The following is a 25981-nucleotide window of genomic DNA, read 5'->3' on the forward strand; positions in this document are numbered from 1 at the left end:
GGGCGCGTCTCTCATGCCTGCACCAGGGGGCCGGGGTTCTTCAGGTATTGCTCGCGGATGGCCCGCGCCGACCAGTAGGTCAGTGCCGCCACCAAGCCGGTGGGGTTGTAGCCCAGGCCCTGGGGAAAGGCCGAGGCACCCGGCACGAAGACGTTGTGCACGTCCCAGCTCTGCAGGTAGCGATTCACCGCGCTGGTCTTGGGATCGGTGCCCATGATGGCGCCACCGTTCAGGTGGGTGGTCTGGTAGCTGGCGGTGTTGAAGTGACCACCGAAATCCTTGACCGCGACGCTGATGTGCTCGGGATTCATGGCCTCGGCGATCTTCTTCATCTTGGCCGCCATGAAGCGGGTCATGCGGATGTCGTTGTCCTTCCAGTCGAAGGTCATGCGCAGCAGCGGCTGGCCATAGGCGTCGCGGTAGGTGGGGTCCAGGTCCAGGTAGTTGTCGCGATAGGACTGGTGCGCCCCGTGGGCGTCCATCGACAGCTGGTGGTTGTAGTAGCCGGCCTGGGCCTTTTTCCAGGCGCTGCCCCACTGCGGCGTGCCGGGCGGATTGGCCGCCCCGGCGATGGGTCGGGTGCCGGCCTGGTTGACCCACATGGGCGAGCCGCCGACGAAGCCGTGGGGGCCGTGGTCGAAGTTGTCGGCGTTGAAATCGTCCACCGCCACGCCATTGCCACCAGCGCCGATGAAGGGATTGGTGTGGTGCTGATCCTTGCGGAAGAAGGCCTTGATGGTGGCCATGTTCTGGTAGGCGAAGTTGCGGCCGACCACGCCTTCGCCGGTCTTGGGATCATAGGGCTGGCCGATGCCCGAGAGCAGCATCAGGCGCACGTTGTTGAATTGGAAGGCGGCGAGCACGACGATGTCGGCCGGCTGCTCCAGCTCCTGGCCCTGGGCGTCCAGGTAGGTCACCCCGGTGGCCTTCTTGCCGGTACTGTCCAGGTTCACCTTCAGCACATGGGCCTGGCTGCGCAATTCGAAGCGCGGTTCCTGCTTGAGCGCCGGCAGGATGTTCAGATTCGGCGAGGCCTTCGAATACATGTAGCAGACATAGCCGCTGCAATAGCCACAGAAGTTGCACGGGCCCATCTGGCAGCCGTAGGGGTTGGTGTAGGGCCCCGAGGTGTTGGCCGAGGGCAGGTTGTAGGGGTGATAGCCCACCTCCCGCGCGGCCTGTTCGAACAGCTGTGCCGAGACGGTGTTCTTCTGCGCCGGCAACGGGAAGTCGCTGGAGCGATCCGCGGCATAGGGATTGCCGCCCTTGCCGTCGCCCACCACCTGGCCCTTGATCGTCCAGGCGGTGCCCGAGGTACCGAACACCTTCTCGGCGAAGTCGAAGTAGGGCTCCAGCTCGGCGTAGCTGACGCCGAAGTCCTGGATGGTCATGCCCTCGGGAATGAATTTCTTGCCGTAGCGCTCCTCGTAGTGGCTGCGCAGGCGCAGTTCCACCGGATCGACGCGGAAGTGCACGCCGGACCAGTGCAGGCCGGCGCCGCCGACGCCATCGCCGGGCAGGAAGACGCCGAGCTGGCGATTGGGCAGGGCGACGTCATTGACGCTGTGGCGGATGGTGACGGTTTCCTTGGAGACATCGACGAACAGCTTCTTGCGGATGCTGTAGGTGAGTTCGTCGATCACCTGGGGATAGGAGCCATCGGGATAGGTGTCCCGGTAGCTGCCGCGTTCCAGGGCCACCACGTCCAGCCCGGCTTCGGTCAGTTCCTTGGCCATGATGGCGCCGGTCCAGCCGAAGCCGACGATCACCACGTTCTTTCTGGGCAGTACCTTGGCCATCAGCCGCGCTCCCCGCGAATGGATACCGGCGGCAGGGGATAGCGTTCGTCGCGCTCCACCCAGTCCATGAAGTCGGCGCGGGCACCGGGGAAATTCACCAGCTTCCAGCCGACCAGTTCCTTGTTGCCGCCATGCAGCGGATCGCAATAGAAGCCTTCCTTGGTGTTCTGCAGCAGCTGGGCGAAGAACAGCTTGGCCGGCACGCCGTCTAGCTGGGCATCACCGCTTTCCAGGGCCTTGAGTGCCTCGTCCTGTTGGGCGGGTGCGAGCTCGGCGAAGGGCTTGCCGTGTTGCTGACCCGTCCAGCGATCCACCGCGGCGATGCCCAGGCGATAGAGGTCCTGGGGCACCAGCCGACTCTGGTAGCCCATTTCCGGCGCGGCATCGGCGGCGAAGGGGCCCTGCATGTACCAGAGGCCACCGCGGGCATAGGCGGTCTGCATCTGGCGGTCGATGAACTCAGAGGCGCCGGCTTCCAGCGCCCCCGGCCCCAGCTCGTCCGCCGGAATCAGCCGGGCCACCGCCGCTTGCACGAAGGCCCATTCCTCTGCCGTGAAGAACACCGGCTGATAGTGATCCGCGCGTGGGCTGCTGCCGGGCTTGTCCACCGGCGTCGGGGCGGCGAGGGCCAGGCTCGGCGCGGCACTGCCGGCCAAGGCCACCACGGGAATCAGGCTCAGGGACTTGCGCAGGAAGTCGCGACGGGCCGGGACAGAGTCGTCTGCGGACATGCTTGGGGTCTCATCAGGGGCCCGACGTGGAACCGCAGGGCTTATGGTTAGCTAGCTAATCTGTTGGAATATTACCAACATCTCCGGGCGCCGGTTACATTTTGTCGCAGAGGTGCAGAGGCCTGGCGCCACGCCAAGTTCCCGACCCTGCGACTAAGACCCATGCCCGAACGCTTACCGAGGCGGCGCAGGGGAGCACCCTGGCGCGCTGGAACACCCAGAGCGGCTGTGGTCCAGTCGCCAGCCCGATTGGTCATTGCCAGCCAAGGCACCATGCGCGTGACAGGCCTAGGGTTACCTAAGGTTTCACCCAATGACGCCTCATATTGGTGCAAGTTGCACCAAGTGATACCTAATGAAGCAGGGCTGAGGTCTGGCGTCGTCAATAAAAAATGTACCTATTAGTCAAATATTTATTGCGATATTGAAAATAAGTGCCGTGTTTTCGCCCTTTTTCGCGAGGTCTTGCACCATTTGAGTTCGTGTTGTGCCGATTTCAGCGAGACTGGCGCGCATGTTGCACTTAGGAGGCTTTCCGTTGTCAGGTAACACCTTATGTCCAACGTAGAATGCAACCTTTCCCCGGAGCTCAAACCGCGCCATGTGACCATGTTGTCCATCGCTGGCGTGATCGGTGCCGGTCTGTTCGTCGGCTCCGGGCATGCTATCGCCGCGGCCGGTCCTGCCGTGCTGCTGGCCTACGCCCTGGCCGGTACCCTGGTGGTGCTGGTCATGCGCATGCTGGGTGAGATGGCCGTCGCCTCGCCCGATACCGGCTCCTTTTCTTCCTATGCCCAGCAGGGCATCGGTCGCTGGGCCGGCTTCACCATCGGCTGGCTGTACTGGTGGTTCTGGGTGCTGGTGATCCCACTCGAGGCCGTGGCCGCCGCCGCCATCCTCAATGCCTGGTTCCCGGCCGTCGCCACCTGGCAATTCGCCCTGGTAATCACCGGCATCCTGACCGTGACCAACCTGTTCAGCGTCGCCAAGTACGGCGAGTTCGAATTCTGGTTCGCCCTGCTCAAGGTGATCGCCATCGTCGCCTTTATCGCCCTGGGCGCGGCCGCCTTGGTCGGTGCGCTGCCGGGTCGCGAAGTCAGTGGCCTGAGCAATCTCATGGCCCATACCGGTGGCTTTATGCCCAACGGTTTCGGCGCGGTGATGGGCGCCCTGCTGACCACCATGTTCAGCTTCATGGGCACCGAGATCGTCACCATCGCCGCGGCCGAGTCCAAGGACCCGTCGCGGCAGATCAGCAAGGCCACCAACTCGGTGATCTGGCGGATCGCCCTGTTCTACCTGGTATCCATCTTCCTGGTGGTGTCCATGGTGCCGTGGAACGATGCCCAGCTGCCGCTCGTCGGTTCCTACCAGCGCGCGCTGGAGGTACTGTCGATTCCCCACGCCAAGCTGATCGTCGATTGCGTGGTGCTGGTCGCCGTGGCCAGCTGCCTCAATTCGGCGCTCTACACCGCCTCGCGGATGCTCTATTCCCTTGCCCGTCGCGGCGATGCCCCGGCCAAGCTGGGCCGCGCCTCCAGCGCCGGTGTACCGCGCGCCGCCGTGCTGGCCAGTACCGCCGTGGGTTTCCTGACCACCATCGCCAACTACACCATGCCCGAGGCGGTGTTCAGCTTCCTGCTGTCCACCTCCGGTGCCGTGGCGCTGCTGGTGTACCTGGTGATCGCGGTGACCCAGCTGCGGCTGAGACGCAAGCTGATCGCCCGGGGTGAACAGTTGGAATTCCGCATGTGGCTGTTCCCCTGGCTGACCTGGGCGGTGATCCTGTTCATCGTCGGTGCCCTCACCGTGATGCTGTTCAGCGAAGCCCACCGCTTCGAGATCATCGCCACGGGCCTGCTGGCCCTGGCGGTCATGGCCATCGGCACCTGGGTGGGGCGGCGTCAGCCCCAGGCTCCCGCGCTGGTAGCTGCGGCGCCTTGACGGCCAGGCGACCCCGGCAACTACGGTGCCGGGGTCGCACCCTGGTGGGGCAAAATTGGGGCGTGGTGCTGGACAGAAAGGGCGGTAACAGGTAGAACAGCACCTCTGTTTGCAAGGCTTCAGCGGAACTGTACAGGCCAAATTCTCTAGTCTGTTCCCTCTGGTAACCGAAAAATGCACTGTAATGGTGCTAAACGTTACAGAATGACCCATATTGCAGCAGTACAGTTGCAATTGTGTGCTGAGTGACCCGCGAACCTTTCCCTGGACTGTTACTGGTGGTAGCACTCGCCTGGCGAGACAATGGCGCCATTCGATGACCAGTACCCGTCATAAGCGGGAAGGAAAGCCACCATGGAACGCACCTTCAGTTCCTCGCTGTACCAAGCCGAACCCAGCACCCGCGTCCCCTTCGTTCTGCGCGTGCTCTCCACGCTGGCCACCTGGCAGCGTCGCATCGCCAGCCGTAACGAACTGGCTCGTCTCGACACCCGCATGCTGGCCGACGCCGGCATCACCGAGGCCCAGCGTTACCAGGAAATGCACAAGCCTTTCTGGCGCTAAGCCCGGCGGCTGCACAGCTTCCACGAACCCCGCTCCGGCGGGGTTTGTTTTGTCTGCGGCCTGACACCCGGACAGCAAAAAGCCCCGGCATGCCGGGGCTTTTTCGTTACCGCCCGCGTGGGGCAGGCCGTTACTGCATGTTGTTCTGATTGCGCGCGTCGACCTTGTTGGGCTTGTCGCTTTTGAAGGGCACCTTGGCGCCACCGTCCGCACCACCCTCGACGGTGGTCTTGCCCGGCACCGGCGCGGTGGCCGAGCCGCTGACCGCGGTGTTGCTCTTGGAGGTGTCGGCCGCGAAGACACCCGTGGCCATGGACAGCATCACAACAGCGGTAGAGGTAATCAGCAGCTTTTTCATGAATATCGGCCTCGTGGCTAGGAACCCGTGAATTCGTTGTTTGGCCCGCTCCGCGCGGCGGCGGGCCTCAGCTACAGACACACAGCTCTGTAGTGCACGTCTTAGTTGACTGCCGCCCGGAATGAGGGGTTCCAGGGTATTTGTGAACATTTTGTAGGCAGGTTGAGCGACGAGGGACTCGATGCGCAGCGGAATCGGCTACGGCGCTTCCCAAGTTCGGCCATGCGTCTGACAATTGCCCAGGCGAACCCTCTGCATCAGGTGTGGTCAGTTCGCGAGCGCTCCTCCTCTACCAATAAGGACAATCATGAGGGCTTCCCGCTTCGTCACCTGCAGTCCGGTCATCGCCCTGTGGGGGTTGGTCGCACTGTCAACGGGCTGCTCGCAGGAGCAGCCGCCTGCCCAGGAACTGGCACGGGTGGTGGTGACCCAGGTGAGTCCCGTGAACGATACCCAGCCCATCACCTTCACCGGCGATATCCAGGCGCGGGTCCAGACCCCCCTCGGTTTCCGGGTGAGCGGCAAGATCAGCGAGCGGTTGGCGGACGTCGGCAACCGGGTGCGTGAAGGCCAGGTGCTGGCGCGACTGGACCCCCAGGACCTGCGTAACAATCTGGCCGCCGCCCAGGCCCAGGTAGACGCCCAGGAAGCCCGCACGCGATTGGCGCGGGTGGATTTCGAGCGCCAGGCCGCGCTGTTGCCCAAGGGCTATACCAGCCGCAGCCAGTACGATCAGGCCCAGGCGACGCTCGACGGTGCCCGCAGCGCCCTGCAGGCCGCCGTGGCCCAGCGCGACGATGCGCGCAAGCAACTGGGTTACACCGAATTGCGCGCCAGTGCCGCAGGGGTGCTGACCGCTCGCCATGCCGAGGCGGGGCAGGTGGTGCAGGCCGGGGCGGCGATCTTCGACCTGGCAGTGAGCGGCGAGCGGGATGCGGTCTTCGATCTCTACGAATCCCTGTCCCGCGAATTGAAGCTCGGCCAGACCCTGCCCGTTTCCCTGCAGGCGCAACCCGCGGTGACCACCCGGGGCACCCTGCGCGAGATCGCCCCGACGGTGGCGGCAGCTACCGGCACGGTGCGCATCAAGGTGCAACTCGATCAGCCACCACCCGCCATGACGCTGGGCGCGGTGGTCAACGCCCAGGTGCCGAGCACGGCGGCGCAGGGCTTCGCCTTGCCCTGGACGGCGCTGAACGGCACCACCGACCAGCCGGCGGTGTGGCGCCTGGACGATGACGGACGGGTGAGTCTGCAACCCTTGCACATCGAGCGTTACACCCGTGACAGCATCATCGTCAGCGATGGCCTCAAGGCCGGCGACCGCATCGTGATCGCCGGGGGACAGTCCTTGAGTCCCGGGCAGCGCGTCGAGGTCGCCGAGCGCTCGACCTTCGCCGAGGTGCGCCCATGAAGCGCCTGCTGACGCTCTTGCTGCTGCTGGCGCTCAGCGGCTGCTCCGACGACGAGGCCCCGCCGCCGCCCGTGCGGCCCGTGGCGACCCTGACCCTGAAGGCGCCAGCGCCACAGCGGGAAGTCTTCGCCGGCAGCATCCAGGCGCGCTACGAAAGCGTGCTCGGCTTTCGCGTCGGTGGACGCATGACCCGTCGCCCGCTCGACGTGGGCGCAGCGGTACGCCGGGGCCAGTTGCTGGCAGCGCTGGACCCCACCGACCAGGACAACGCCCTGCGCAGCCGCGAGGGCCAGACCGCCGATGCCGAGGCCCAGTGGCGCGATGCCAAGGCGGATGCCCGGCGCCAGCAGCAATTGTTCGATCAAGGGGTTGGCTCGCGCTCCCAGCTGGATCAGGCCCTGACCCGGCTGCATACGCTGGAGGCCTCGCGCGAGCAGGCGCTGAGCGCCGAGCGCCAGGCCCGCGATCAGCGCGACTATGCCGAGCTCTACAGCGATTTCGACGGGGTGATCACCGCCTGGCAGGCCGAGGTCGGCCAGGTGGTGTCCGCCGGGCAGCCGGTGGTCCGGGTCGCCCGCCCGGACATCCGCGAGGCGGTGCTGGATCTGCCGGCCCAAGCCATTGGCCAGCTCGTACCGGAGCGCCAGATGACCGTCCGCATGGCGCTGGACCCGGAGGTCGCGGTGGTGGGCAAGGTCCGCGAGATCGAGCCCCAGGCCGATGCCACCACCCGCACCCGGCGCGTGCGTCTGACCCTGCTCGATCCGCCGGACGCCCTGCGCATCGGCAGCCTGGTACAGGGCGAGCTGGAGCTGCCCGCCGCCGAGGGCCTGGCGCTGCCGGTCCAGGCCCTGCGCCGCCAGGGCGAGCAGACGTCGGTCTGGGTGGTGGAGGGCCAGGGCCAACAGGCCCGCGTCCGCCAGCGCCCGGTCCAGGTCCTGCGCGAGGCCGACGGCCAGGCGTGGATCGGCAGTGGTCTGAAGGCCGGTGAGCGGGTGGTGGTCGCCGGCGTCAATAGTCTCGAGGAAGGGCAGCAGGTGAAGGATAGCGAGGGCGTGCGGCCATGAAGGGCTTCAACCTGTCGGACTGGGCGCTACGCCACCAATCCTTCGTCTGGTACCTGATGTTCGTCGCCCTGCTGATGGGCGTGTTCTCCTACATGAAACTGGGGCGTGAGGAAGATCCGTCCTTCGCCATCAAGACCATGGTCATCCAGACCCGCTGGCCGGGGGCGACCACCGAGGAGACCCTGCGCCAGGTCACCGAGCGGGTGGAGAAGAAGCTCGAAGAGCTGGATTCCCTCGACTACACCAAGAGCTTCACCCGGCCGGGGCAGTCCACGGTGTTCGTCTATCTGCGCGACACCACGCCGGCCAAGGCGATTCCCGACATCTGGTACCAGGTGCGCAAGAAGATCGCGGACATCCAGGGCGAATTTCCCCAGGGTATCCAGGGCCCGGCCTTCAACGACGAATTCGGCGACGTCTTCGGCAGCATCTATGCCTTCACCGGCGACGGCTTCAGCATGCGCCAGCTGCGCGATCAGGTGGAGCAGGTGCGCCGCGAGATCCGCAGCGTACCGGGTATCGGCAAGGTGCAGGTGCTCGGTGCGGAGAACCAGGTCATCTACTTGGACTTCTCCACCCGCAAGCTGGCCGCCCTGGGCATCGACCAGCGGCAGGTGATGCAGAGTCTGCAGCAGCAGAACGCCGTGACCCCCTCGGGCACCATCGAGTCCGGGGCCGAGCGCATCAGTGTGAGAACCAGCGGCGAATTCCGCTCCACCACCGATCTCGCCGCGGTGAATCTGCGCATCGACGACCGCTTCTACCGCCTCACCGATCTCGCCGACATCCGCAGCGGCTACGCCGATCCGCCGAGTTCGCTATTCCGCTACAACGGCCAGCCGGCCATCGGCCTGGCCATCGCCATGAGCAGTGGCGGCAACATCCAGACCTTCGGCGCGGCCCTCACCGAGAAGATGCAGGAGATCACTGGCGATCTACCGGTCGGCATCGGCGTGCACATCGTCTCCAACCAGGCGCAGGTGGTGGAGAAGGCCGTGGGCGGCTTCACCCGGGCGCTGTTCGAGGCGGTCATCATCGTGCTGGTGGTGAGCTTCATCAGCCTCGGCGTGCGCGCCGGCCTGGTGGTGGCGCTGTCGATTCCGCTGACCCTGGCGCTGGTGTTCGTCTTCATGGAGTACAGCGGCATCACCATGCAGCGGATTTCCCTGGGTGCGCTGATCATCGCCCTGGGCCTGCTGGTGGACGACGCCATGATCACCGTGGAGATGATGGTGACCAAGCGCGAGGAGGGCGAGTCGCTGCACCGCTCGGCGACCTTCGCCTACGAGTCCACCGCCTTTCCCATGCTCACCGGCACCCTGGTGACGGTGGCCGGCTTCGTGCCCATCGGCCTCAACTCCAGCAGCGCCGGCCAGTACACCTTCACCCTGTTCGCGGTGATCGCCGTGGCGCTGCTGTTGTCGTGGATCGTCGCGGTGTTCTTCTCGCCGGTGATCGGCGTGCACATCCTGCCCAAGCAGGTGAAGAAAAAGGATCACGACCAGCCCGGCCGCCTGGCGCGCTGGTCCGATGGCCTGCTGCTGGGCGCCATGCGCCATCGCTGGCTGACCATCGCCCTCACGGTGCTGCTGTTCGCTGCGGCCCTGTTCGCCATGAAATTCGTGCAGAACCAGTTCTTTCCGTCCTCGGATCGACCCGAGTTGCTGATCGACTTCAACCTGCCGCAGAACGCCTCCCTCGACGCCACCCGCGCGCAGATGGACAGGTTCGAGCAGACCCTCGCCGACGACCCGGACGTGGCTCACTGGAGTTCCTACGTCGGCCAGGGCGCGGTGCGGTTCTATCTGCCGCTGGACCAACAACTGGAGAATCCCTTCTACGGCCAGGTCATCCTGGTGGCCAAGGACCTGGAGGCGCGCAATCGCCTCTTGCCCAAGCTCAAGCAGCGGCTGCGCCAGGACTTCGTCGGCCTGTCCGGCTACGTCCAGCCGCTGGAGATGGGCCCGCCGGTGGGTCGGCCGATCCAATACCGCATCAGCGGTCCGGACGTCGCCGAGGTACGCCGCCAGGCCCTGGCGCTGGCCAGCGTGCTGGGCAAGAGTCCGCAACTGGGCGACTTCCTCTACGACTGGAACGAGCCGGCGCGGATGCTCAAGGTGGAGGTCAACCAGGACAAGGCGCGGCAACTGGGCTTCTCCTCTCAGGACGTGGCGCAGATCCTCAATGGCGTGGTGACCGGCACCCCGGTGACCCAGGTACGCGACGACATCTATCTGGTCAACGTGGTGGCGCGTGCCAGCGAGGCCGAGCGGCGCTCGGTGGAGACCCTGGAAAACCTGCAGATCATGACGCCCCAGGGCACCGCGGTGCCGCTCAAGGCCTTCGCCCGCATCGACTACGCCCTGGAGCAGCCGCTGGTGTGGCGGCGCGACCGCCTGCCCACCATCACGCTCAAGGCCTCGATTCTCGGAGACATCCTGGCGCCGGACCTGGTCAAGCAGTTGCAACCGGATGTCGATGCCTTCATCGCCAAGCTACCGCCGCGCTATCACGTGGCGGTGGGGGGCACGGTGGAGGAGAGCAGCAAGGCCCAGGGACCCATCGCCGAGGTGGTGCCGCTGATGCTGTTCCTCATGGCCACCTTCCTGATGATCCAGCTGCACAGCATCCGCAAGCTATTCCTGGTGGCGAGCGTGGCACCCCTCGGGCTGATCGGCGTGGTCCTGGGACTGATCCCCTTCGGCCAGCCGCTGGGCTTCGTCGCCATCCTCGGGGTGCTGGCGCTGATCGGCATCATCATCCGCAACTCGGTGATCCTGGTGACCCAGATCGATGCCTTCGAACGCGACGGTCGCTCGCCCTGGGACGCCGTGGTGGAAGCCACCCGGCACCGTCGCCGACCGATCCTGCTGACCGCCGCGGCCGCCAGCCTGGGCATGATCCCCATCGCCCGCGAGGTGTTCTGGGGGCCCATGGCCTACGCCATGATCGGCGGCATCGTGGCCGCGACGCTCTTGACCCTGCTGTTCCTGCCGGCGCTGTACGTCGCCAGCTATCGCATCCGCGAGCCAGGGCGTGAGGGCTGAGGGGGTAGGATGAAAGAGGGCAAAAAAAACGGCCCCCTGGTCGAGGTCTTCGCTGAAGACATCGGCCAGGAGGCCGCAAGGAGCTATCCAAGGAGCCACTGCCGGAGGGAAGGATCCAGCGGTCGAACGCCGAATCCACAGCAGCTCACTGCACCACTATCGGGCGTCCGACTTTTTCAATAAAGTGACGGCTTGACGAAACTCCATTGCGAAAAAGGCAATAATGGATATTTTCCAAGGCATGCGCATCTTCGTCCGGGTCGTGGATCTGGGCAGTCTCACGGCTGCTGCCAATACCCTCGACCTGTCCACCGCCCAGGTGTCGCGCCTGCTCGCCGAGCTGGAAAGCCATCTGCAGACCCGCTTGCTGCACCGCACCACGCGGCGGCTGGCGCTGACCGAGGCGGGTGAACGCTACCTCGAACGCTGCCGGCGCATCCTGCAGGACGTCGGCGAGGCCGAGGCCGAGGCCAGTGGGGCGCACCTCAAGCCCCATGGCCATCTGCGCCTGCACTCCATGACCGGCCTGGGCACCCAGCTGCTGGCGCCGCTGGTGTCGAGCTTTTGCGCGCGCTATCCCCAGGTGGAGATCGTCATGAACCTGTCGCAGAACCATCCGGCGCTGCTGGAGGACGGACACGACATCGCCATCACCCTGGATACCGAGCTGGCCGATTCGGATTTCGTCGCCCAGCGCCTGGGTGGGGTCTACAGCGTGGTCTGCGCCGCGCCCAGCTACCTGGCCAAGCACCCGGCGCCCAAGGTGCCGGCTGATCTCGCCGAGCACGATTGCCTGCGCCTGCTCGATCCGAATTTTTCCGAACGCTGGGTCTTTGCCGGCGAAGAGGGCGAGCAGCAGGTGGCGCCGCGCTATGTCTTCCAGGTCAATGTCGCCGAGGCCATGGCCAGGGTCGCGAGCCAGGGCATGGGGATCTGCCTGCTGCCCAGCTACATCGCCGTCAATTACCTGCGCGATGGCAGCCTGGTACGGCTGCTGCCCCACTTTCGCCTGCGCGAGCGCAACATCCATGCGCTCTATCCCTCCCGGCGTTTCCTCGACGCCAAGATCAAGACCTGGATCGACTTCCTCAAGGAAGAAATCCCCGCGCGCCTGCAACTGGAGAATCGGGTGATCGAGGATCAGCGCTACTGGGCCAAGGACTAGCAAGGTGTTGCACCGGTCAGCCGGCTGAGCGGTGAAGGTCGGCAGCAACCTTGCCTTGCTCATCGCGGCGGTTGATTCCTGCCTCAGGGTGCTCGTCTATCCACTGGAGACCAGCAAGGCCCTCGCTAGAGCGGTTATTACAGATTTCGCAATACTGAATTAGTTAGCATGCTATTTATTAGGTTGCGAACACTTCCTAGAATGGACCCGTACCCCGATGAACACATCCTTATAAGGAGTTCGACATGAAACGTTCTCTGACCGCTCTACTCTTGGCTGTCGCTGCCCTGTCTTCCGCTCAGTTCGCCTTCGCCGACGAGAATCCCAGCCTGCGTTACAAGCTGGTCAATCAGAATTACGCGGCAATGCAGCACTACCAGGACCAGTCCGCCGCCGACGCGCATCGCTGAGTCACCCCCGCTTTCGAAAGACCACCCCCCCTCTTTGCTCCTTTGGTCTTTCTCCGCCGCACCCTTGGGTGCGGCTTTTTTATATCTGCGGCACACTGAGCCTCTGACCTTGTCGAGGTGTTCATGACCGCCACTCCCGCTCAACGACTTGCCCGCCTGCGCGCCTTCCTGGCCGAGCAGGGCGCCGACGCCTGCCTGATCCCCAGCGCAGATCCCCACCTGTCCGAGTACCTGCCCGAATACTGGCAGGGACGCGCCTGGCTGTCCGGCTTCACCGGCTCCGCCGGGCTGCTGCTGGTCACCCATGACGCCGCCGGCGTCTGGACCGACAGCCGCTACTGGGAGCAGGCCACCCGCGAACTGGCCGGCAGCGGCATCGACCTGATGAAACAGGTCGCCAGCCAGCCCCAGGCCCATCTGCACTGGCTGGCTGCCCAGGTTCCCGCGGGCGGTACGGTGCTGGTGGATGGCCAGGTGCTGTCCCTGGGCGCCGCTGCCGCGCTACGCCAGGTGCTTGAGCCCAAGAACATCCAGCTGCGCACCGAGCGCGATCCGCTAGCGGCGATCTGGAGCGAGCGGCCGGAGCTGCCGACCGCGCCGGTCTTCGTGCATGCCCCGCCCTTTGCGCCCCAGGCGCGCACCGCCAAGTTCGCCCAGGTCCGCCAGGTTATGGCCGAGGCGGGTGCGGATTGGCATTTCATCTCCTCGCTGGACGACATCGCCTGGCTGCTCAACCTGCGCGGCGCGGATGTCCCCTACAACCCGGTATTCCTCGCTCATCTACTGCTGGGCCAGGACAGCTGCCAACTGTTCATCGATCCGGCCAAGGTCTCCGCCGAGATCCGCGCCGCGCTGGTGGCCGATGGCGTGACCCTGGTCGACTACGATCAGGCGGCTGCCGAATTGGCGCGCCTACCTGCGGGCAGCCGCCTATTGGTAGATCCGGCGCGGGTCACCCTGGGGCTGGTCGAGGCCGCGCCTACGGGTGTTAAGCGCCTGGAGCAGATCAATCCTTCCACCCTGCTCAAGGCCTGCAAGACTGCCGGGGAAGTGGCCCAGGTGCGCACGGCCATGGAAGAGGATGGCGCGGCGCTGTGCGTCTTCTTCGCCCGCTTCGAAGCGGCCCTGGCCCGCGGCGAACGGCTCACCGAGTTGACCGTGGACGACTGGTTGACCGAGGCGCGTGCCGCCCGGCCGAATTTCGTCTCCCTGAGCTTCGCCACCATCGCCGGTTTCAACGCCGGTGGCGCCCTGCCGCACTACCGTGCCACCGAAGAAGCCCATGCCGAACTCCAGGGCGACGGTCTGCTGCTGATCGACAGCGGCGGCCAGTACCTGGGCGGCACCACCGATATCACCCGGGTGGTGCCCATAGGCACGCCCAATGCGGCGCAGAAACGTGACTTTACCCTGGTACTCAAGGGCATGCTGGCGCTGTCGCGGGCGCGCTTTCCCGCCGGGGTCGCCGCGCCCATGCTCGACGCCCTGGCCCGCGAGCCGATCTGGGCGGCCGGCATTGACTACGGCCATGGCACCGGCCACGGCGTGGGCTACTTCCTCAACGTGCACGAGGGGCCCCAGTCGATTTCCTTCTATGCCACCATCACGCCGCACCATGAGCTGCGCGAGGGCATGATCACCTCCAACGAACCGGGCATCTATCGCCCCGGACAGTGGGGCGTGCGCCTGGAAAACCTGCTGCTGTGCACCCGGGCGGAGAGCACCGAGTTCGGTGATTTCCTGACCTTCGAAACCCTGACCCTCTGCCCGCTGGATACCCGCTGCCTGGATCTCGCCCTGTTGCGCGCCGACGAGCTGGACTGGCTGGATAGCTATCACGCCGAGGTGCGCCGCCGCGTGCTGCCGCGGGTTGAGGGTGCCGCGCGCGATTGGCTGCTCGCACGTACCGAACCCGTGGCGAGGACCGCCCCATGAGCAGCAATGCCCAGCAATTCGCCAGTGACAACTACTCCGGCATCTGCCCGGAAGCCTGGGCGGCCATGGCCGCGGCCAACGTCGGTCACGAGACCGCCTATGGCAACGACAGCTGGACGGCACGCGCCGCTGATCGCTTTCGCCAACTGTTCGAGACCGACTGCGAGGTGTTCTTCGCCTTCAACGGCACGGCGGCCAACTCCCTGGCCCTGGCCGCCCTGTGCCAGAGCTATCACAGCGTGATCTGCGCCGACACCGCCCACGTCGAGACCGACGAATGCGGCGCGCCGGAATTCTTCTCCAACGGCTCCAAGCTGCTGCTGGCGCCGTCGCATCACGGCAAGCTGACACCCGGCGCCATCCAGCAGATCGCCACCAAGCGCGCCGACATCCACTTTCCCAAACCACGGGCGGTGACCGTCACCCAGGCCACCGAGGTGGGTACCCTCTATGGGCTGCATGAGCTGCACGCCATCAGCGCCACCTGCCGCGACCTCGGTCTGCACCTGCATATGGACGGCTCGCGCTTCTCCAACGCCGTGGCCAGCCTGGGTTGCACGCCGGCCGAGGTGACCTGGAAAGCCGGCGTCGACGTGCTCTGCTTCGGCGGTACCAAGAGCGGCATGGCGGTGGGGGAGGCGATCCTGTTCTTCAACCGCGACCTGGCCGAGGACTTCGAATACCGCTGCAAACAGGCCGGCCAACTGGCCTCCAAGATGAGATTCCTCTCCGCGCCCTGGCTCGGCGTACTGGAGAACGACACCTGGCTGCGCCATGCCCGCCACGCCAACGGCATGGCCCAACTCCTCGCCGAGCGGGTCCGCGATGTGCCCGGGGTGGACTTCATGTTCCCGGTGGAGGCCAATTCGGTGTTCCTGCAACTCTCGGAGCCGGCGCTGGAGTTCCTGCGCAGTCGCGGCTGGCGCTTCTACACCTTCATCGGCAGCGGCGGGGCGCGCTTCATGTGCTCCTGGGATACCGAGGAAGCCCGGGTGCTGGAGCTGGCGGCGGATATTCGGACGGCGATGGGCGGGTAGGGCGCCTCGCGGCCAAGGATGCGATAGACCGTAGGTTGGGTTGAGACGGTTCTATCGTCGAAGCCCAACATGGCCGGCTCCGAGGCAATGTTGGGCTTCGCTGCGCTCAACCCAACCTAAGGTGGCTCTCAGGAGTGGCCGCTTTGGCGGACCGTCGTGGCCGTGGTAAGCGCACGTGTAGGGTGGATGACGGCGCAGCCTCATCCACCACTGCCGTACCGCTCGATGTGGAAAACGCTCTGCGGTTTTCCACGCTACGGTGTTCTTGCGGGACGCTACTCCCGGCACCCGTTACCATGGCCGCTTCTTCGTCGTCCCCGGCGTTCCATGGCCAAGAAGTCCAGCAAAGCCTCCGCTACCGCGGTCAATCCCGGCGCTCCCACCCTGATTGATGTCGCCCGCGTCGCCGGGGTGTCGCCGATCACCGTTTCGCGGGCGCTGAACCGGCCGGAGATCGTCAGCGAGGCGGCGCGCACCAAGGTGCTGGCGGCGGTCCAGGCCACCGGCTACGTGCCCAATCTGCTGGCGGGCGGCCTGGCCTCCAAGCGCAGTCGCCTGGTGGCGCTGTTCGTGCCGACCATCGTCCACTCCATCTTCGCCGAGACGGTGCAGGCGCTGATGGATCGCCTGGCCCAGGCCGGCTACCAGACCCTGTTGGGCCTGACCGGCTACAGTGCCGAACAGGAGGAACAGCTGCTGGCCGCCGTACTGGGGCGCCGGCCCGATGGCATCGTGCTGACCGGCACCCTGCATACCGCGGCCAGCCGCGAGCGCCTGGCGCAGGCCGGCATTCCGGTGGTGGAATCCTGGGACCTGAGCGAGGCGCCGCTGGACATGCAGGTGGGCTTCTCCCACGAAGCCGTGGGCCGGGCCCAGGCTGAGCACCTGCACGCCCGCGGTTATCGCCGCTTCGCCGTGGTGTCGGTGGACGATCCCCGTGCCCTGCGTCGCTGCCAGAGTCTGGTCGACCGCCTGGCCGAGCTGGGTGTGGCGGAGCCCGCCGTGGAAATCCTGCCGGCACCCGCCCTGGTGGAGTCCGGACGGATCGGGCTGCAGCGGTTGCTAGCCCGAGGTGAGCCCCAGGACGTGGTGGTCTGCAGTTCCGATACCGTCGCCCAGGGCGTGATGGCGGAAGCCGCGAGTCGCGGTCTTGGCGTGCCCGAGGATCTGGCGGTGCTGGGCTTCGGCAATCTCTCCAGCGCGGCCCAGATGCATCCGGCGCTGTCATCGGTCAGCGTGGCGGGGGAGCGCATGGGCACCCTGGCGGCGGAGGCGCTGCTGCAGCGTCTTGGCGGGGGCGAGCGGCCCCAGCAGCCCATACGCCTCGATACCGGCTTCCACATCATCGACCGCGCCACGACCTGACTGTCGGCGGTAGTGTCGTTAGACGTCGTACTTGTTTGGTTGCGCAATCATGGCTAGTCTTGGGTCAAGCGCGGGCTGCGCCGGATGATTGCGTCTCGTGATGATTGCGCAATCATGCTGCAGCCAGGCCGCGCTCGATAACAACAATCAGGCGAGAGGACTCCACCATGGACGCCGCAAGACCTACCGGTAGGTGCTATCCAACCCTGTCGCTGCCTTTCGCGGTGGCCGCCAGCAGTCAGGAGGTCCGCCAGGCTCAAGGGGGGGATTTCATGATCCTGGCACCCCTGACCCTGCCCCGCGCCGGGCGCATCCCACGCGTCGAACGGCGTACCTCCCGCGGCGAATTCCTGGGCGCACCTCAGCCTGACCCAGTCCGGGCCTGATCCCGACGGAGAATAAGACCATGCACCTGATCGATCACCGAGATTCGCCGCGCTACATCAAGCTCCATCCCCAGGACAATGTCGGGGTGGTGGTCAACGAACCCGGCGTGGCCGCTGGCAGCGCCTTCGCCGACGGCCTGACCACCGTCGAGGCCATTCCCCAGAGTCACAAGGTTTCCCTGGTGGATTTCAAGGAGGGCGCCAAGGTAGTGCGCTATGGCGAGGTCATCGGCTACGCCCTGCAGGATATTCCCGCCGGCAGTTGGATCACCGAGGCCCTGCTGCGCATGCCGGAACCGCCAGCGCTGGACAACCTGCCCAAGGCCACCGCGCCTGGCCAGGTCGGCGAACCCCTGGAAGGCTATACCTTCGAGGGCTTTCGCAATCCGGACGGTAGCGTCGGCACCCGCAACATCCTGGCGGTGACCACCACCGTGCAGTGCGTGGTGGGGGTGCTGGAACTCTGCGTGGAGCGGGTGCGCAAGGAGATCCTGCCGCGCTATCCCAACGTCGACGACGTGGTGCCCCTGTCCCACAGCTACGGCTGCGGCGTGGCCATCAATGCACCCGATGCGGTGATTCCGATCCGCACCCTGCACAACATCAGCCGCAATCCCAACTTCGGCGGCCAGGCGTTGGTGATCGGTCTGGGCTGCGAGAAGCTGCAGGCCAGCCAACTGATGCCGGGCGACGATCTCACGGCCGGGCAGGATGAAGAGGCCTGGCTGTTCCGCCTGCAGGATTCGGCCAACGGCTTCGCCGGCATGGTCGAGCAGATCATGGGGCTGATCGAGGCGCGGCTGGAAGTGCTCGACCAGCGCCGCCGTGAAACGGTGCCGGCGTCCGAGCTGGTGGTGGGCATGCAGTGCGGCGGCAGCGACGCCTTCTCCGGCATCACCGCCAACCCGGCCCTGGGCGTGGCCGCCGATCTGCTGGTGCGCGCGGGTGCCACGGTGATGTTCTCCGAGAACACCGAGGTGCGCGACGGCATCCACTTGCTGACCCCGCGCGCCGCCACCCCCGCGGTGGCCGACGCCCTGATCCGCGAAATGGACTGGTACGACCGCTACCTGGAGCGGGGCATGGCCGACCGCAGCGCCAATACCACCCCTGGCAACAAGAAGGGCGGGCTGAACAACATCGTCGAAAAGGCCATGGGCTCCATCGCCAAGTCCGGCACCAGCCCCATCGCCGGGGTCATAGCACCCGGCGAGAAGATCAAGGGCAAGGGCCTGTACTTCGCCGCCACCCCGGCCAGCGACTTCATCTGCGGCACCCTGCAGCTGGCGGCGGGCATGAACCTGCACATCTTCACCACCGGTCGCGGCACGCCCTATGGGCTGTCCATGGTGCCGGTGATCAAGGTCTCGACCCGCACCCAGTTGGCCGAGCGCTGGCCCGATCTGATCGACATCGATGCCGGGCGGGTGGTGAGCGGACGCTTGTCGCTGGAGGAGATGGGCTGGGAAATCTTCCAGTGCTACCTGGACGTGGCCAGCGGCCGGCGCCAGACCTGGGCCGAGCGCCATCGCCTGCACAACGACCTGGCGCTGTTCAATCCGGCGCCGGTGACCTGAGCCGAGCGCCCATAAAAAAGGCCGATCTCGCGAGGGATCGGCCTTTTTCGTTAGCCGCCAGCGCTCAGTCGGCCAGGGCGCTACCGCTGACCGGTCGCAGGCGCTGCTGCTCATCGTCTGCTGCATCGCGCATCAGCACGTAGCCGAGGATGATGCCGACGAAGAGGTTGCCGACGCCGATATCGAAGAGGTCGGTGGTCCAGCCGATCAGGCAGAGGCAGAAGGCGATGGCCAGCAGGGTGTGGCTCAGGCGGTCGGGCGCGGTGTGCAGGCGGATGAACACCGGCAACTGCAGGGCATAGCCAAGGATGCCGACGACCCCGAACACGCACCAGAGATAGACCACGCTGCTGTCGCTGGTGACGAAGAGGTCGATCCCCGGGACGGGGAAGGCGGCCATGGAGCTGCCGAACAGGCCGAAGCCGGCACCCTCGACCGTCCAGCCGTGGCGGCTCATCTCCGCGACGACATTGGGCCAGGTGTTGACCAGGCGATCGTAGAAAGAGGCCAGGCCGCTGTCGCTCATCACCACCAGGGGATCGAAGTCGCGGACCAGGCCGAGCACCGGCAGCAGCATGCCACCCACCACGGCCAGCAGGATCAGGGCGTAGGTCGGCCACTGGAAGCGGCGGGTCATCATCAGCACCAGGGTAAAGGCGAAGGCGGCGGCGGGCGCCTTGCTGGTGGTGAGCAGGATGCCGAAGAAGCCGACCAGGGCGACCACCAGCCAGAGCGCCTTGGAGCGGGCGAATTGCGCGAGGAACAGGCAGTAGACGGCGATCAGCGCCGCCAGCACGTTGGATACCCGGGCGAAACCGGCGATGCGGTCCTCTTCACCGGCGACCCACTGGGTATTGCCGGCGATGTCGTTGCCGCCCAGGTTGTAGCTGTAGCCCTTCCAGGGAACCGAGGTGAATTTGTCCAGGGCGATGCCGATCAGGCAGGCGACCAGCAGCAGGAACATGGCCCGCGCCAGCAACCGGCGCTGCTTGAGCAGCTCGCGGCCGCAGAGCAGGCCGAACAGCAACGGGCTGTAGACGAACAGCGAGAACAGCACGTTGTTGAAAGTGCCACCGTGGAGCAGGGCGAGGGCGGCGTAGGCCAGGCCGGCGAGCAAGCCGACCCAGATCACCTTGGGGATCCTGACCGTGGCCAGCTGCAGGGCGAAGAGCGCCAGGCAAGCGATCTTGGGCAGATAGACCAGCGCCGAGGCGCCGACCATGTCCAGGGCGTAGCGCAGAAAACCGGAAAAGGTCTCGACGAACAGCAGGCCTATCGCCGTCCACACCATCAGGGTGGAATAGCGCCATTCGAGCACGCGCTGGAAGGCATTGGGGGTAGCGGTGGCAACCGTCATGATGATCATCCCTGTTGTGCTGCCGATGGCGTCGTGGGCCACCGTGAGAAGCGAGGCGCACCGGCGACACGCCACCTTGGCGTTATCGACGGGCTGCAGAGGCAAAGGCGGAAAGGCGGGCACGCTACCGCTAGCGACCGCAAGAAAGGGTCGCTGCAGCAGCGTGAAAGAAGTCAGCCGAAGGGATGATAGCGGAGGGCTTCCGGCGCCTGTCAAACGGCGCCGGCGCTAGCGGAAATCCTCAACGCGGGAATCGGAAGCAGGCCACAAAAAGCCTTTAACTCACCATCCGCCAGGTCAGGGGATATCGGTAGTCGCGGCCCTGGTTGGCCTTGATGCCGGCGATCACCGTCAGCACGAAGGCCACGCAGGCCACCAGCAGCATCAGCGGAATACCGATCAGCACCCACGCCAGCAGCGCGCAGATCATGTGCACCAGGGTGACGGTGAGCTGGAAGTTCAGCGCTTCCTTGCCCTGGCGATCGATGAAGGGGTCGTCCTCGCGCTTGAGCTGCCAGACCACCAGCGGACCTATGACGTTGCCGATGAAGGGCACCACGAAACCGAAGAAGGCCGCGTAGTGGCAGAGCATGGCCCAGCGCCGGGCATCGGCACTGGGAGCGGGGACGAGATCATGCATGGCGTGGGCCTTCGGTCATTCGCCGCGCAGGGCGGCTTGCTGGATCTCGAACAGGTCGCGCAGACCGGTCTGGGCCAGTTCGAGCATGGCGTTGAGTTCGGCCGGCTGGAAGGGCGCACCTTCGGCGGTGCCCTGAACTTCGATGAAACCACCGGCATCGGTCATGATCACGTTGAGATCGGTCTCGGCGGCGGAGTCTTCCAGGTAGTCCAGGTCGAGCACCGGGGTACCCTGGTAGATACCCACGGAGATGGCGGCCACCATCTGCTTGAGCGGATTGCCCTTGAGATTGCCCCGGCGCTTGAGGGCGCCCAGGGCGTCGACCAGGGCAACACAGGCACCGGTCACCGAGGCGGTACGGGTACCGCCATCGGCCTGGATCACGTCGCAGTCGATATAGATGGTGTTCTCGCCCAGCTTGGAGAGGTCGACCGCGGCGCGCAGCGAGCGCCCGATCAGTCGCTGGATCTCCAGCGTCCGACCACCCTGCTTGCCCTTGGCGGCTTCGCGCTGGTTCCGCTCGCCGGTCGCGCGCGGCAGCATGCCGTATTCGGCGGTGAGCCAGCCCTGGCCCTTGCCCTTGAGAAAGCGCGGCACCCCGGCCTCGACGCTGGCGGTGCAGATCACCTTGGTGTCGCCGAACTCCACCAGGACCGAGCCTTCGGCGTGCTTGGTGTAGTTGCGGGTGATGCGGATGGGGCGCAGCTGATCGGCGGCGCGGCCACTGGGACGCTTCATTGGGGCTTTCCTGTAGGGCGTAGAAATCTGGCCCCATAGTATAGGGAGCGCCCGGTTCGTGCACACGGATGCATTGGGCGCCCCGATCAGGTGCGTTAGAATCGTGCGTTTTACGTGCGGGGAACGGCCGGATCGCCTGGTCTTCCGCGCATCGCCAGACGAGGATCCTGCCATGGTGCACAGCATGACGGCGTTCGCCCGGGTCGAGCGACCGGGGCCCCAGGGCACCCTGAGTTGGGAGCTGCGCTCCGTCAACCACCGCTATCTGGAACCGCACCTGCGCCTGCCCGAGACCTGTCGTGACGCCGAACCGGGGGTGCGCGAAGCGCTGCGCCGGCGGCTGTCGCGCGGCAAGGTGGAGTGCGTGCTGCGCGAAGAGCGCGACGAGGCCATGGCCCTGCGCGTCGACGCCCGCCGGGCGGCTCAGCTGGTATCCGCCGCCGAAGACGTCGCGGCGCTGATCGCCCGGCCGGCCAAGCTCGACCCGCTGGCCGTGCTGGCCTGGCCCGGCGTGCTGGTCGGGGCCGAAGTGGATGACGCCGAACGCAGGGCGCAGGTGCTGGCGCTGTTCGACGCGGCGCTGGACGAGTTGCTGGAAAGCCGCCTGCGCGAGGGCCGGGAGTTGAGCCGCCTGATCGAGGAACGACTGGTCCAGGTGCTGGCGGAAGTGGCGACGCTACGGGCGTTGCTGCCGGAGCTGCTGGCGCTGCAGCGGCGGCGTATTCTCGAGCGCTGCGCCGAGGCGGGCGTCGAGTTCGAGCCGACGCGCCTGGAGCAGGAATTGGTGCTGCTGGCGCAAAAGAGCGACGTGGCCGAAGAGCTGGACCGCCTGGAGACCCATGTGGCCGAGGTGCGGCGGGTCCTGGCCGGCAGCGGCGCGGCGGGCCGGCGCCTGGACTTCCTCATGCAGGAACTCAATCGCGAGGCCAACACCCTCGGCTCCAAGGCCATCGATGCCCGCGCCTCTCAGGCGGCCATCAATCTCAAGGTGCTCATCGAACAGATGCGCGAGCAAGTGCAGAACATCGAATAGGCGGACTTCCATGACAGCCCTTCCCGGCACCCTCTACATCGTTTCCGCGCCCTCCGGCGCCGGCAAGACCAGCCTGGTCAAGGCCTTGCTGGACGCCCTGCCCGAGGTGCGCGTGTCGGTTTCCCACACCACCCGCGCCATGCGGCCAGGTGAAGCGGATGGGGTGAACTATCACTTCGTCGACTGCGCGACCTTCACCCAACTGCTCGAACACGGGGATTTCCTCGAACATGCCGAGGTGTTCGGCAACTACTACGGTACCTCTCAGGCGGCGCTGGAGCGCACCCTCGCCGAAGGCCACGACCTGATCCTGGAGATCGACTGGCAGGGCGCCCAGCAGGTACGCCGCAAGCTGCCCCATGCCCAGTCCATTTTCATCCTGCCGCCGAGCCAGGCCGCCCTGCGCCAGCGCCTGGACAACCGTGGCCAGGACAGCGCCGAGATCATCGAGCGCCGCATGCGCGAGGCGGTGAGCGAGATGAGTCACTACGTCGAGTACGACTACCTGATCATCAACGACGACTTCGCCAAGGCCCTGGAAGACCTCAAGTCGATCTTCCGCACCCGCCAACTGCGCCTGGACCGGCAGCAGCGACGCCATGACGATCTGTTGGTGGATCTGCTGGGCTGAGCGGACCGCCAGGGGCCGCTCAAAGGCTACGCAGCAGGACGAACAGCCCCAGGCCGGCCAGTCCCAGCGCTGCCAGCAGATCGATGCGGCGCTGCCAGCGGGGCTTCAGCGTCTGCCTGAGGCTGCCGCAAAGCCCTGCCAGCGCTAGCCACCACAGCAGGGAGCCGAGGAAGAGACCGGCTGCCAGGGTCAGTTGACTGCTCAGCGAGGCCGCGCTCGGGGGGAGGCCCATGAACAGGGTGGCGAAACTGAGGATGGTGAGGGGGTTGGCCAGGGTCAGCGAGAATCCCGTGGCGATCTCCCGATAGCCACCCGGCGTTGGCGCCTGGGCTGGCGCCGCTGCTCGCGCGGCTTGCCAGGTCCGCCAGGCCAGATAGCCCAGATAGAGCGCGGCCAGGCGTTGCAGCCAGGGCTGCAAGGTGCCGAACAGCGTCGCCAGGGCGGTGGCGCCCAGTGCCCCGGCCACGGCGAAGAGGCCGTCGGCCAGGGCGATACCCAAACCGAACCTCAAGCCGGCGCCGAAGCCGCCGGCGAGACTGCGCTGCATGCACAGCAGGCTGATCGGACCCACCGGTGCGGCGATGGCGACACCCAACAGCATTCCTTGCAAGACGATCATGGGGCTTTCCTCCGGATGAAGGAGGCCAGTCTGGCTACCCGGAGGTCGGCGGCTCCATGGCCTTTCGCAGGTATGCTGCTGGGTAAACCGAAGGAATGAAGGTTCGTCGATGACCAAGCCGCTGGATCGCCTCGATCGCCGTTTGCTCAGGGAATTACAGACGGATGCCAGACTCAGTCTCGCCGAGTTGAGCCGGCGGGTAGGGCTGTCCAGTCCGGCGCTGGCGGAACGTCTCAAGCGGCTCGAGGAACGTGGCGTGGTCCGTGGCTATCGAACCGAAATCGACAGCCATGCCGTGGGCTATCCGGTCACCGCCCTGATCCGGCTGTTCGTGCCGGCCGAGCGTTATCCGCGGATCGAAGCCTTGCTGGCCGACATGCCCGAGGTGCGCGAAGCCTTCCATGTCACGGGAGAAGCGGCCTTCGTGCTCAAGGTGGTGGCGCCCTCGTTGGCCGCGCTGGAGAACACCCTCGCGGTGTTCGATCCTTATGGGCGGACCGAGACGGCGGTGGTGCTGTCGACCCGGCTGGCGCCACGGCCGTTACCCATCGCAGAGGTCGCTGGCTGATGTGGAGCGGCTGTCCAGGTTAGGATCGGGGACGCGCGAACCGCTTGGCGCCCCCTGCGCCCTTACAACTTGATCCAGGTCGCCTTGAGCTCGGTGTACTTGTCGAAGGCGTGCAGGGACTTGTCGCGACCGTTGCCGGATTGCTTGAAGCCGCCGAAGGGCGCGGTCATGTCACCGCCGTCGTACTGGTTGACCCAGACGCTGCCGGCGCGCAGGGCGCGGGCGGTCTTGTGGGCCTTGGAGATGTCGCGGGTCCAGACCGCGGCGGCCAGGCCGTACTGGGTGTCGTTGGCGATCTGGATGGCTTCCTCGGCGGTGTCGAAGGTGATCACCGAGAGCACCGGGCCGAAGATCTCTTCCTGGGCGATCTTCATGGCGTTGCTCACGCCGTCGAAGATGGTCGGCTCGACGTAGACGCCGCCGGTCTCTTCCAGGGTGCGCTTGCCCCCGGCCACCAGGGTGGCGCCTTCGGCATGGCCGGCCTCGATGTAGCGCAGCACGGTGTCCAGCTGGGTGGTGTCCACCAGGGCGCCGACGTTGGTCTCCGGCTCCAGGGCGTGGCCGGGCTTCCAGCCCTTGAGGGCCTCGATCACCAGCGGCAGGAATTGGTCCTTGATGGAACGCTCCACCAGCAGGCGCGAGCCGGCGGTGCAGACCTCGCCCTGGTTGAAGGCGATGCCGCTGGCGGCCGCAGCCGCGGCGTCCTTGAGGTCGGGGGCGTCGGCGAAGACGATGTTGGGGCTCTTGCCGCCCGCCTCCAGCCAGACGCGCTTCATGTTGGATTCGCCGGAGTAGGCCAGCAACTGCTTGGCGACCCGGGTGGAGCCGGTGAAGACGATGGTGTCGACGTCGGGGTGCAGGCCCAGGGCCTTGCCGACGTTATGGCCGTAGCCCGGCAGCACGTTGAACACCCCGGCGGGAATGCCGGCCTGCTGCGCCAGCTGGGCGACGCGGATGGCGGTCAGCGGCGACTTCTCCGAGGGCTTGAGCACCACCGAGTTGCCGGTGGCCAGGGCCGGGCCGAGTTTCCAGCAGGCCATCATCAGCGGGAAGTTCCAGGGCACCACGGCAGCGACCACGCCGACCGGCTCGCGGGTGACCAAGCCCAGTTGGTCATGGGGCGTGGGGGCGACTTCGTCGTAGAGCTTGTCGATGGCCTCGGCGCTCCAGCGGATGGCATTGGCCGAGCCGGGCACGTCGATGGTGAAGGAGTCGGCGATGGGCTTGCCCATGTCCAGGGTTTCCAGCAGCGCCAGTTCCTCGGCATTGGCCAGCAGCAGGTCGGCGAAGCGGATCAGCACGCGCTTGCGCTGGGCCGGTGCCAGTTGCGACCAGGTGCCCTGCTGGAAGCTGGCGCGGGCGGCGGCGACGGCGCGGTCGGCGTCGGCGGCGTCACAGCTGGCGACCTTGGCGAGGAAGCGCCCGTCCACCGGGCTCAGGCAATCGAAGGTGGCGCCGGAGAGGGCGTCGACATAGGCGCCGTCGATGAAGGCGCGACCTTCCAGGGTGAGACCTTGGAAGCGCTGCTCCCACTCGGCGCGGCTGGGCAAGCTCATGGGTGACTCCTCGCTAATGGCGGTGAGCAGCCACCCTAAA

Annotated in this window: 23 protein-coding genes; 15 read left to right on the forward strand and 8 right to left on the reverse strand. The window is 66.2% G+C overall.

Annotated elements, in window-relative coordinates:
- Positions 1-11 precede the first annotated feature (11 nt).
- Positions 12-1799, reverse strand: a complete 1788-nt coding sequence (locus tag CCZ28_RS17620) for a GMC family oxidoreductase (RefSeq protein ID WP_058777868.1) — start codon at positions 1797-1799, stop codon at positions 12-14.
- Positions 1799-2530 (reverse strand): gluconate 2-dehydrogenase subunit 3 family protein, encoded by a 732-nt coding sequence (locus CCZ28_RS17625; protein WP_140220085.1) that lies wholly within the window; start codon positions 2528-2530, stop codon positions 1799-1801. Before CCZ28_RS17625 ends, CCZ28_RS17620 begins: the two co-directional genes overlap by 1 nt.
- 555 nt (positions 2531-3085) lie before the next feature.
- Here CCZ28_RS17625 and gabP point away from each other — a divergent pair.
- Both gabP and CCZ28_RS17635 read left to right on the forward strand, forming a co-directional pair.
- A complete protein-coding gene (gene gabP / locus CCZ28_RS17630) occupies positions 3086-4474 on the forward strand; it encodes a GABA permease (protein WP_140220087.1) in 1389 nt (462 codons plus the stop codon).
- Between the two features lie 354 nt (positions 4475-4828).
- Positions 4829-5038, forward strand: a complete 210-nt coding sequence (locus CCZ28_RS17635; protein WP_058760394.1) for a DUF1127 domain-containing protein — start codon at positions 4829-4831, stop codon at positions 5036-5038.
- 130 nt (positions 5039-5168) lie between these two features.
- On the opposite strand, the gene CCZ28_RS17640 is transcribed toward CCZ28_RS17635, so the two are convergent.
- A complete protein-coding gene (locus CCZ28_RS17640; RefSeq protein WP_140220089.1) occupies positions 5169-5396 on the reverse strand; it encodes a hypothetical protein in 228 nt (75 codons plus the stop codon).
- 307 nt (positions 5397-5703) lie between these two features.
- Between CCZ28_RS17640 and CCZ28_RS17645 the strand changes: the two genes are divergently transcribed.
- From CCZ28_RS17645 to garD, 10 genes are all read left to right on the forward strand, one after another.
- Complete coding sequence (locus CCZ28_RS17645) at positions 5704-6810, forward strand: efflux RND transporter periplasmic adaptor subunit (RefSeq protein ID WP_140220091.1); 1107 nt, start codon at positions 5704-5706, stop codon at positions 6808-6810.
- On the forward strand, positions 6807-7877 hold the full coding sequence (locus CCZ28_RS17650) for an efflux RND transporter periplasmic adaptor subunit (protein WP_140220093.1): 1071 nt from the start codon (positions 6807-6809) through the stop codon (positions 7875-7877). The genes CCZ28_RS17645 and CCZ28_RS17650 overlap by 4 nt, the downstream gene beginning before the upstream one ends.
- On the forward strand, positions 7874-10924 hold the full coding sequence (locus CCZ28_RS17655) for an efflux RND transporter permease subunit (protein WP_140220095.1): 3051 nt from the start codon (positions 7874-7876) through the stop codon (positions 10922-10924). The genes CCZ28_RS17650 and CCZ28_RS17655 overlap by 4 nt, the downstream gene beginning before the upstream one ends.
- A 223-nt stretch (positions 10925-11147) precedes the next feature.
- Positions 11148-12089, forward strand: a complete 942-nt coding sequence (locus CCZ28_RS17660; RefSeq protein ID WP_205894598.1) for a LysR family transcriptional regulator — start codon at positions 11148-11150, stop codon at positions 12087-12089.
- 245 nt (positions 12090-12334) lie between these two features.
- Complete coding sequence (locus tag CCZ28_RS24490) at positions 12335-12499, forward strand: hypothetical protein (RefSeq protein ID WP_167509253.1); 165 nt, start codon at positions 12335-12337, stop codon at positions 12497-12499.
- A 123-nt stretch (positions 12500-12622) separates the two neighbouring features.
- Positions 12623-14434, forward strand: a complete 1812-nt coding sequence (locus CCZ28_RS17665; RefSeq protein WP_140220097.1) for an aminopeptidase P family protein — start codon at positions 12623-12625, stop codon at positions 14432-14434.
- The gene (locus tag CCZ28_RS17670; RefSeq protein WP_140220099.1) at positions 14431-15471 is read left to right on the forward strand and encodes a threonine aldolase family protein; all 1041 of its coding nucleotides are present in this window, start codon (positions 14431-14433) and stop codon (positions 15469-15471) included. The genes CCZ28_RS17665 and CCZ28_RS17670 overlap by 4 nt, the downstream gene beginning before the upstream one ends.
- A 327-nt stretch (positions 15472-15798) precedes the next feature.
- Complete coding sequence (locus CCZ28_RS17675) at positions 15799-16836, forward strand: LacI family DNA-binding transcriptional regulator (RefSeq protein ID WP_140220101.1); 1038 nt, start codon at positions 15799-15801, stop codon at positions 16834-16836.
- Positions 16837-17003: 167 nt separating this feature from the next.
- The gene (locus tag CCZ28_RS17680) at positions 17004-17222 is read left to right on the forward strand and encodes a hypothetical protein (protein WP_140220103.1); all 219 of its coding nucleotides are present in this window, start codon (positions 17004-17006) and stop codon (positions 17220-17222) included.
- Positions 17223-17242: 20 nt separating this feature from the next.
- Complete coding sequence (gene garD / locus CCZ28_RS17685; RefSeq protein ID WP_140220105.1) at positions 17243-18799, forward strand: galactarate dehydratase; 1557 nt, start codon at positions 17243-17245, stop codon at positions 18797-18799.
- Between the two features lie 64 nt (positions 18800-18863).
- Here the strand turns inward: garD and CCZ28_RS17690 are convergent, their stop codons facing one another.
- From CCZ28_RS17690 to rph, 3 genes are all read right to left on the reverse strand, one after another.
- Complete coding sequence (locus CCZ28_RS17690; RefSeq protein ID WP_240795176.1) at positions 18864-20156, reverse strand: hypothetical protein; 1293 nt, start codon at positions 20154-20156, stop codon at positions 18864-18866.
- A 277-nt stretch (positions 20157-20433) separates the two neighbouring features.
- Positions 20434-20796: a DUF4870 domain-containing protein gene (locus CCZ28_RS17695; RefSeq protein ID WP_140220107.1), complete on the reverse strand. Its 363-nt coding sequence runs from the start codon at positions 20794-20796 to the stop codon at positions 20434-20436.
- Positions 20797-20811: 15 nt separating this feature from the next.
- The gene (rph, locus tag CCZ28_RS17700; protein ID WP_058760384.1) at positions 20812-21534 is read right to left on the reverse strand and encodes a ribonuclease PH; all 723 of its coding nucleotides are present in this window, start codon (positions 21532-21534) and stop codon (positions 20812-20814) included.
- 172 nt (positions 21535-21706) lie between these two features.
- On the opposite strand from rph, the gene CCZ28_RS17705 reads away from it, so the two are divergent.
- A complete protein-coding gene (locus CCZ28_RS17705) occupies positions 21707-22567 on the forward strand; it encodes a YicC/YloC family endoribonuclease (protein WP_140220109.1) in 861 nt (286 codons plus the stop codon).
- Between the two features lie 10 nt (positions 22568-22577).
- On the forward strand, positions 22578-23198 hold the full coding sequence (gene gmk / locus CCZ28_RS17710) for a guanylate kinase (RefSeq protein ID WP_058766043.1): 621 nt from the start codon (positions 22578-22580) through the stop codon (positions 23196-23198).
- Positions 23199-23217: 19 nt separating this feature from the next.
- On the opposite strand, the gene CCZ28_RS17715 is transcribed toward gmk, so the two are convergent.
- Entirely contained in the window at positions 23218-23817 is a 600-nt protein-coding gene (locus CCZ28_RS17715; RefSeq protein WP_140220111.1) for a LysE family translocator, read from the reverse strand.
- 109 nt (positions 23818-23926) lie between these two features.
- On the opposite strand from CCZ28_RS17715, the gene CCZ28_RS17720 reads away from it, so the two are divergent.
- A complete protein-coding gene (locus tag CCZ28_RS17720; RefSeq protein WP_140220114.1) occupies positions 23927-24385 on the forward strand; it encodes an Lrp/AsnC family transcriptional regulator in 459 nt (152 codons plus the stop codon).
- A 62-nt stretch (positions 24386-24447) separates the two neighbouring features.
- Here the strand turns inward: CCZ28_RS17720 and CCZ28_RS17725 are convergent, their stop codons facing one another.
- The gene (locus tag CCZ28_RS17725; protein ID WP_140220116.1) at positions 24448-25941 is read right to left on the reverse strand and encodes an aldehyde dehydrogenase; all 1494 of its coding nucleotides are present in this window, start codon (positions 25939-25941) and stop codon (positions 24448-24450) included.
- Positions 25942-25981: the final 40 nt, after the last annotated feature.

The organism is Pseudomonas oryzihabitans, from assembly GCF_006384975.1.
GTDB classification, from domain to species: domain Bacteria; phylum Pseudomonadota; class Gammaproteobacteria; order Pseudomonadales; family Pseudomonadaceae; genus Chryseomonas; species Chryseomonas psychrotolerans_B.

What these genes read in the sequence shown, in the direction of transcription:
- CCZ28_RS17675 (WP_140220101.1), top strand. Translation starts at nt 15,799, where the DNA reads ATGGCCAAGAAGTCCAGCAAAGCCTCCGCTACCGCGGTCAATCCCGGC.
- CCZ28_RS17690 (WP_240795176.1), bottom strand. Translation starts at nt 20,156, where the DNA reads ATGACGGTTGCCACCGCTACCCCCAATGCCTTCCAGCGCGTGCTCGAA.
- garD (WP_140220105.1), top strand. Translation starts at nt 17,243, where the DNA reads ATGCACCTGATCGATCACCGAGATTCGCCGCGCTACATCAAGCTCCAT.
- CCZ28_RS17660 (WP_205894598.1), top strand. Translation starts at nt 11,148, where the DNA reads ATGGATATTTTCCAAGGCATGCGCATCTTCGTCCGGGTCGTGGATCTG.
- CCZ28_RS17680 (WP_140220103.1), top strand. Translation starts at nt 17,004, where the DNA reads ATGGACGCCGCAAGACCTACCGGTAGGTGCTATCCAACCCTGTCGCTG.
- CCZ28_RS17720 (WP_140220114.1), top strand. Translation starts at nt 23,927, where the DNA reads ATGACCAAGCCGCTGGATCGCCTCGATCGCCGTTTGCTCAGGGAATTA.
- CCZ28_RS17655 (WP_140220095.1), top strand. Translation starts at nt 7,874, where the DNA reads ATGAAGGGCTTCAACCTGTCGGACTGGGCGCTACGCCACCAATCCTTC.
- CCZ28_RS17670 (WP_140220099.1), top strand. Translation starts at nt 14,431, where the DNA reads ATGAGCAGCAATGCCCAGCAATTCGCCAGTGACAACTACTCCGGCATC.
- CCZ28_RS17695 (WP_140220107.1), bottom strand. Translation starts at nt 20,796, where the DNA reads ATGCATGATCTCGTCCCCGCTCCCAGTGCCGATGCCCGGCGCTGGGCC.
- gabP (WP_140220087.1), top strand. Translation starts at nt 3,086, where the DNA reads ATGTCCAACGTAGAATGCAACCTTTCCCCGGAGCTCAAACCGCGCCAT.
- CCZ28_RS17665 (WP_140220097.1), top strand. Translation starts at nt 12,623, where the DNA reads ATGACCGCCACTCCCGCTCAACGACTTGCCCGCCTGCGCGCCTTCCTG.
- CCZ28_RS17645 (WP_140220091.1), top strand. Translation starts at nt 5,704, where the DNA reads ATGAGGGCTTCCCGCTTCGTCACCTGCAGTCCGGTCATCGCCCTGTGG.
- CCZ28_RS17620 (WP_058777868.1), bottom strand. Translation starts at nt 1,799, where the DNA reads ATGGCCAAGGTACTGCCCAGAAAGAACGTGGTGATCGTCGGCTTCGGC.
- gmk (WP_058766043.1), top strand. Translation starts at nt 22,578, where the DNA reads ATGACAGCCCTTCCCGGCACCCTCTACATCGTTTCCGCGCCCTCCGGC.
- CCZ28_RS17650 (WP_140220093.1), top strand. Translation starts at nt 6,807, where the DNA reads ATGAAGCGCCTGCTGACGCTCTTGCTGCTGCTGGCGCTCAGCGGCTGC.
- CCZ28_RS17640 (WP_140220089.1), bottom strand. Translation starts at nt 5,396, where the DNA reads ATGAAAAAGCTGCTGATTACCTCTACCGCTGTTGTGATGCTGTCCATG.
- CCZ28_RS17625 (WP_140220085.1), bottom strand. Translation starts at nt 2,530, where the DNA reads ATGTCCGCAGACGACTCTGTCCCGGCCCGTCGCGACTTCCTGCGCAAG.
- CCZ28_RS17635 (WP_058760394.1), top strand. Translation starts at nt 4,829, where the DNA reads ATGGAACGCACCTTCAGTTCCTCGCTGTACCAAGCCGAACCCAGCACC.
- rph (WP_058760384.1), bottom strand. Translation starts at nt 21,534, where the DNA reads ATGAAGCGTCCCAGTGGCCGCGCCGCCGATCAGCTGCGCCCCATCCGC.
- CCZ28_RS17725 (WP_140220116.1), bottom strand. Translation starts at nt 25,941, where the DNA reads ATGAGCTTGCCCAGCCGCGCCGAGTGGGAGCAGCGCTTCCAAGGTCTC.
- CCZ28_RS17705 (WP_140220109.1), top strand. Translation starts at nt 21,707, where the DNA reads ATGGTGCACAGCATGACGGCGTTCGCCCGGGTCGAGCGACCGGGGCCC.
- CCZ28_RS24490 (WP_167509253.1), top strand. Translation starts at nt 12,335, where the DNA reads ATGAAACGTTCTCTGACCGCTCTACTCTTGGCTGTCGCTGCCCTGTCT.
- CCZ28_RS17715 (WP_140220111.1), bottom strand. Translation starts at nt 23,817, where the DNA reads ATGATCGTCTTGCAAGGAATGCTGTTGGGTGTCGCCATCGCCGCACCG.